The sequence below is a fragment of the Pantoea sp. CTOTU50773 genome (assembly GCF_032082325.1).
GTDB classification, from domain to species: domain Bacteria; phylum Pseudomonadota; class Gammaproteobacteria; order Enterobacterales; family Enterobacteriaceae; genus Pantoea; species Pantoea communis.
In genome coordinates, this window is sequence record NZ_DAMDQC010000227.1 from 1 (window position 1) to 5,178 (window position 5,178).

Sequence of the window (5,178 nt, forward strand, 5' to 3'; positions counted from 1 at the left end):
GCGTGGTTATCGCTATTCGTAACCGCGGTCTGCACTCTGCATTCACTGTTCGTAAGATTTCAAACGGCGAAGGCGTTGAGCGTGTCTTCCAGACTCACTCTCCGGTAATTGACAGCATTTCTGTCAAACGTCGTGGTGCTGTACGTAAAGCCAAACTGTACTACCTGCGTGAGCGCACCGGTAAGTCAGCTCGTATCAAAGAGCGTCTGGGCGCGTAAGCGACATCCCAAAGTTAATAGCAAACAAGGGGTTGGCCTAAGGGCCAGCCCCTTTTTTTATGGGCGCTTTCTAAGGAGCATCGCGATACAAGGTTTCTGTCTGGTCAGTCGATAGCAAATGGGGTAGCGATAAGACATTTGAAACTGTTCAAAATCGCGGCGATGCAAAAGATGCCAGATGGATCCGGGAATATCATTGTTAGCCTGTATTGAGTGATGCTTTCAGAAAAGGGTAGAAGTTAAAAATTACAGGTGTAATGCAATGTTTACATATAGATGGATCGGGTTGTTGCTTGTTTGTGATTTATCTTAATGTTTTTAATGTGTTTTTATTATATTCCTCGGTGCATTTGAATGGGTTGGTAATAAAAGTGTACAGGTTTGGATTGCATCCATTACAGGCTGTGGTAGAGTAAGCGCCATCCTCAGTGAGGATCCCAAACCGCATACACGAGTTAAAAAGGATCGCCATCATGCAGAAAGACGCGCTGAACAATGTGCATATCGCCGACGAACAAATTTTAATCACCCCGCAAGAGCTGAAAGCGAAGTTCCCGCTCACTGCGGCGCAGGAAGCGCAGATTGCTGCTTCTCGCCAGACCATTGCCGATATTATTGCTGGCCGCGATCCGCGCCTGCTGGTGGTCTGTGGTCCTTGTTCAATTCACGATACCGAAGCCGCACTGGAATATGCTCGTCAGCTGCAAACTCTCTCTGCACAGTTGAAGGATCAGCTGTATATCGTTATGCGCGTTTATTTTGAAAAACCCCGTACCACCGTTGGCTGGAAGGGGCTGATCAACGATCCTTACATGAACAACTCATTTGATATGGAAGCCGGGCTGCACATTGCGCGTCAGCTGCTGGTGAACCTGGTGGAAATGGGCCTGCCGCTGGCCACTGAAGCGCTGGATCCTAATAGTCCACAATACCTCGGCGATCTGTTCAGCTGGTCTGCGATTGGTGCCCGTACTACCGAGTCACAAACACACCGCGAGATGGCTTCTGGTTTATCAATGCCTGTCGGCTTCAAAAACGGCACTGATGGCAGCCTGGGCACCGCAATCAACGCCATGCGCGCTGCAGCGATGCCACACCGTTTTGTCGGCATCAATCAGGCGGGGCAGGTTTGCCTGTTACAGACTCAGGGCAACCCGGATGGCCACGTAATCCTGCGTGGTGGTAAAGCGCCTAACTACGGTCCTGAAGATGTTGCGCAGTGTGAAAAAGAGATGCTGAAAGCGGGACTGCGTCCGGCCTTAATGATAGATTGCAGCCATGGCAATTCTAATAAAGACTATCGCCGTCAGCCTGGCGTAGCCGAGTCGGCTATTGCGCAGATTAAAGATGGAAATCGTTCCATTATTGGCCTGATGCTGGAAAGCAATATTCACGAAGGCAATCAGTCTTCTGAGCAGCCACGTAGCGAAATGAAATACGGTGTTTCCGTCACGGATGCCTGTATCAACTGGGAAACCACGGAAACCTTGCTGCGTGAAATCCATCAGGATCTGCAGGGAGTGCTGTCGGCACGTCTGTCACACGAGGAATAAAGAGTCATGGTGGCTGAACTGACCGCGCTACGCGATCAAATTGATGAAGTCGATAAAGCCCTGCTTGGGCTATTAGCCAAACGCCTTGAGCTGGTAGCTGAAGTAGGTGAGGTCAAAAGCCGTTATGGTTTGCCGATTTATGTGCCAGAACGTGAAGCCAGCATGTTGGCTTCACGCCGTCAGGAAGCCGAGGCGCTCGGCGTTTCGCCAGATCTGATTGAGGATGTCTTACGTCGCCTGATGCGTGAATCTTATGCGCATGAAAACGACAAAGGCTTCAAAACGCTCTGCCCAACGCTGCGCCCGGTGGTGATTGTTGGTGGGCGTGGCCAGATGGGGCGCTTGTTTGAAAAGATGCTCAATCTGTCAGGTTACCAGGTCCGTATTCTGGACAAGGGCGATTGGGATCGTTCTGAAGAGCTGCTCAAAGATGCGGGCATGGTCATCATTAGTGTGCCCATTCATCTGACCGAGCAGATCATCGCCGAATTACCAACACTGCCGGAAGACTGCATCCTGGTGGATTTGGCATCGGTGAAGAACCGTCCACTGCAGGCGATGCTGGCGGCGCATACTGGCCCGGTGCTGGGCTTGCATCCGATGTTTGGTCCGGATAGCGGTAGCCTGGCGAAGCAGGTGGTGGTGTGGTGTGATGGTCGTCAGCCAGAAGCCTATCAGTGGTTCCTGGAGCAGATTCAGGTTTGGGGCGCGCGTTTACATCGCATCAGCGCGGTCGAGCATGACCAGAACATGGCCTTTATCCAGGCGCTGCGTCACTTTGCCACTTTTGCCTATGGTTTGCATTTAGCGGAAGAGAACGTCAACCTTGATCAACTGTTGGCGCTGTCCTCACCGATTTATCGCCTGGAACTGGCGATGGTTGGTCGACTGTTTGCTCAGGACCCGCAGCTTTACGCAGACATCATCATGTCTTCGGAGAGTAATCTGGCGCTGATTAAGCGTTATTACCAGCGTTTTGGTGATGCGATTAAATTGCTGGAGCAGGGCGATAAAGAGGCGTTCATCAAGAGTTTTGAAGGTGTCGCGCACTGGTTTGGCGATTACGCTCAACGCTTCCTGGTAGAGAGCCGAAGCATGTTGCGTTCGGCTAACGATAGCCGGCAATAAAAGAGAAGGCATCCGCAAGGATGCCTTTTTCATTTACAGTCGCGGTTCCACCGGAACAACATTTTCACCCGGATAGCAGCCGAGTACTTTCAGAGATCGCGTCAAATCACGCAGCTCTTTCAACGCCAGCTGCATGTTCTCCGATTGCAGATTGCCCTGCACATCAATGTAAAACATCTCTTCCCATGGGTTGCCGTTAATTGGGCGGTTTTCTAGTTTGCTCATGATCAGATTGTGATTACGCAGCACCAGCAGAGCCTCAACCAGTGCACCAGCTTGCTGACCGGTAGCCATAATCAATGTGGTTTTGGCTGGTACCTGGCCAGAAACTTCAATTGGCTTACGTGCCAGCACTATGAAGCGGGTATGGTTTTGTTGCTGGTTAGCTAAATTCCGTTCTAACACCTGCAGACCATACAGCTCACCGCCCGCTTCACTGCCCAGAGCCGCCACTTTTGGCGAATTCATCGCCGCGACCTTTTCCATTGCCGCTGCGGTGCTCTCGGTATATTCGATTTTCCATTGTGGGAAACGATTGATGAACTGGCTGCACTGCTGGAATGGCTGAGGATGGCTATAAACCGTTTCAATTTGCTGTAAGTCGGTATTGCCGTTGACCAGCACACAGTGTTCGATTGGGATGGTCAGCTCGCCAACGATGGAGAGCGTGGTTTGCTGCAGCAGGTCATAGACGTCGTTAATCGAGCCTGAGCTGGTATTTTCGATTGGCATCACGGCGTAATCGGCCTGGCCACTCTCCACCTGATGAATGATGTCATGGAATTTTAGGCAGCCCATCTCAACCATGGAATCAAAATGACGTGTGGCGTATTTACGCGCCGCGAGGTGAGAGTACGAACCCTTAGGACCCAGAAATGCGATGCGCGGCGCGTGTGCGTGCGGGTGGTTTAAGTTTTTCTGCAGCAGCGCTTGCTGAGTCAGTACCGAATCTTCAATCACCAGTTGGAACAGACGAGTAATGTAGTGCGCATCAAGCTGGTGCTTTTTGCCGAGTGAGATCAGGTTTTCCAGCAGTGCGCGTTCACGCTCAACATCGCGAATCGGGCGATGGGTCGCGAGCTTTGCTTGCGCCACCTCAACCGCCAGCGAACGGCGTTCAGATAACAGCGTTAACAGCTTTTCATCAACGGCGCTGATCTTATCGCGTAATGCCAGCAGCGGATTTTCGGGATTCATAGGGCTCACCTGTAAAATGTCCAATAAAAAAGCCTCCCGTTTGGGAGGCTTTGTTGTTCGTCTTCGCATTCATTTTCACACGACGAATCACCTCCCAATCAGGGGAAGGTAAAAAAGAATGCGAAGAAGAACGGTAGATGTTTCATGTGTGATTCCAGCAATAAAGTGGATTGAGAGTAACCGCAGTGATTTAAAGCTGTCAATAAAAAACGCGCCCGCAGGCGCGTTACTGGAAAAGGTCTATTTATCCCGCAGGGGTGAAATCTTTCATACTGCTGGTTGCGCGGCGCGCTTCAGGTTTGTGCTGCGCCTTATTAAGTTGTCGCTCCAGCTTGGCAATCAGATCGTTGATAGCCGTGTACATATCTTCGTGTTTCGCGCTGGCAACCAGCGTGCCGTTCGGTGTGTTAATGGTGGCATCAGCCACGAATTCTTTCGGCTCTTTCGATAACACGATGTGCGGATTTATCAGGTGAGTTTGCCACTTTTCCAGCTTGGCGAGACGGTCTTCGACATGGTTGCGGATAGCCGCAGTGATTTCCATTTGTTTGCTGGTAATGTTCAGAATCATAGTTAAACCTCTCTGTCATTTCCGTCTGGGTAGGACCAGCATACCGCGTAAATCAGGAAAAAGCGTGATCTAGATCACATTGAAATGTCACTTTTTGTCAATGCCAGTGAATTGTGAGAAAGGCTCATAAAATCGCGGAAAATGCTTGAAGGGCATGGATGAAAAGAGCAAGATTGATAAGTTAACCGCAGCGGATAATCAGCAATCTGGCTGAATTTTCGGCAAAAAAAGCAGCCATTAAGGCTGCTTTTTTATTGGTAGTAAAATCAGGACTGATTATTTGTCGCGATGATCTTCGCTACCTTGTCCGCTTCTGCGGTTAACTGCAGCTGGCGGTAGGCATTTTCCATCAGCGGCAGCGCTTTGTGCGTCGCTTCGGTATCCGGGAAATCTTTCATCATCCCTTCAACACGGTTAACAACGGCGACATAGGCCCCTCGCTTGATAGAAAATTCGACCACCGAGAGTTCATACTTCGCCAGACGCTCTTTCAGGTAGGCTAAACGTTTCT

Annotated in this window: 7 protein-coding genes and 1 other annotated feature; of the genes, 3 read left to right on the plus strand and 4 right to left on the minus strand. The window is 50.4% G+C overall.

Features of this window, described 5'->3' with window-relative positions:
- The 3 genes from rplS to tyrA form a co-directional block, all read left to right on the plus strand.
- Positions 1 to 218: 50S ribosomal protein L19 (gene rplS, locus RT340_RS21700; protein ID WP_313377718.1), on the plus strand; the 218-nt coding region annotated here is incomplete at its 5' end.
- Between the two features lie 473 nt (positions 219 to 691).
- Positions 692 to 1,771, plus strand: a complete 1,080-nt coding sequence (locus RT340_RS21705; RefSeq protein WP_034822238.1) for a 3-deoxy-7-phosphoheptulonate synthase — start codon at positions 692 to 694, stop codon at positions 1,769 to 1,771.
- Positions 1,772 to 1,777: 6 nt separating this feature from the next.
- On the plus strand, positions 1,778 to 2,899 hold the full coding sequence (gene tyrA, locus RT340_RS21710; protein WP_313377719.1) for a bifunctional chorismate mutase/prephenate dehydrogenase: 1,122 nt from the start codon (positions 1,778 to 1,780) through the stop codon (positions 2,897 to 2,899).
- A 33-nt stretch (positions 2,900 to 2,932) separates the two neighbouring features.
- Here the strand turns inward: tyrA and pheA are convergent, their stop codons facing one another.
- The 4 genes from pheA to bamD form a co-directional block, all read right to left on the minus strand.
- Positions 2,933 to 4,096 (minus strand): bifunctional chorismate mutase/prephenate dehydratase, encoded by a 1,164-nt coding sequence (gene pheA, locus RT340_RS21715; protein WP_038645247.1) that lies wholly within the window; start codon positions 4,094 to 4,096, stop codon positions 2,933 to 2,935.
- A 22-nt stretch (positions 4,097 to 4,118) separates the two neighbouring features.
- Positions 4,119 to 4,243, minus strand: a sequence feature (Phe leader region).
- Entirely contained in the window at positions 4,195 to 4,242 is a 48-nt protein-coding gene (gene pheL, locus RT340_RS21720; protein WP_100703679.1) for a pheA operon leader peptide PheL, read from the minus strand. Its footprint overlaps the feature before it by 48 nt.
- Positions 4,244 to 4,340: 97 nt before the next feature.
- On the minus strand, positions 4,341 to 4,667 hold the full coding sequence (gene raiA, locus RT340_RS21725; protein ID WP_034822244.1) for a ribosome-associated translation inhibitor RaiA: 327 nt from the start codon (positions 4,665 to 4,667) through the stop codon (positions 4,341 to 4,343).
- Positions 4,668 to 4,933: 266 nt separating this feature from the next.
- Positions 4,934 to 5,178, minus strand: a 245-nt coding sequence (bamD, locus tag RT340_RS21730; protein ID WP_313377721.1) for an outer membrane protein assembly factor BamD, incomplete at its 5' end; no start/stop codon positions are given.

Excerpts from the sequence above, each read along its gene's own strand:
- RT340_RS21705 (WP_034822238.1), top strand. The coding sequence starts at position 692 with ATGCAGAAAGACGCGCTGAACAATGTGCATATCGCCGACGAACAAATT.
- tyrA (WP_313377719.1), top strand. The coding sequence starts at position 1,778 with ATGGTGGCTGAACTGACCGCGCTACGCGATCAAATTGATGAAGTCGAT.
- pheA (WP_038645247.1), bottom strand. The coding sequence starts at position 4,096 with ATGAATCCCGAAAATCCGCTGCTGGCATTACGCGATAAGATCAGCGCC.
- raiA (WP_034822244.1), bottom strand. The coding sequence starts at position 4,667 with ATGATTCTGAACATTACCAGCAAACAAATGGAAATCACTGCGGCTATC.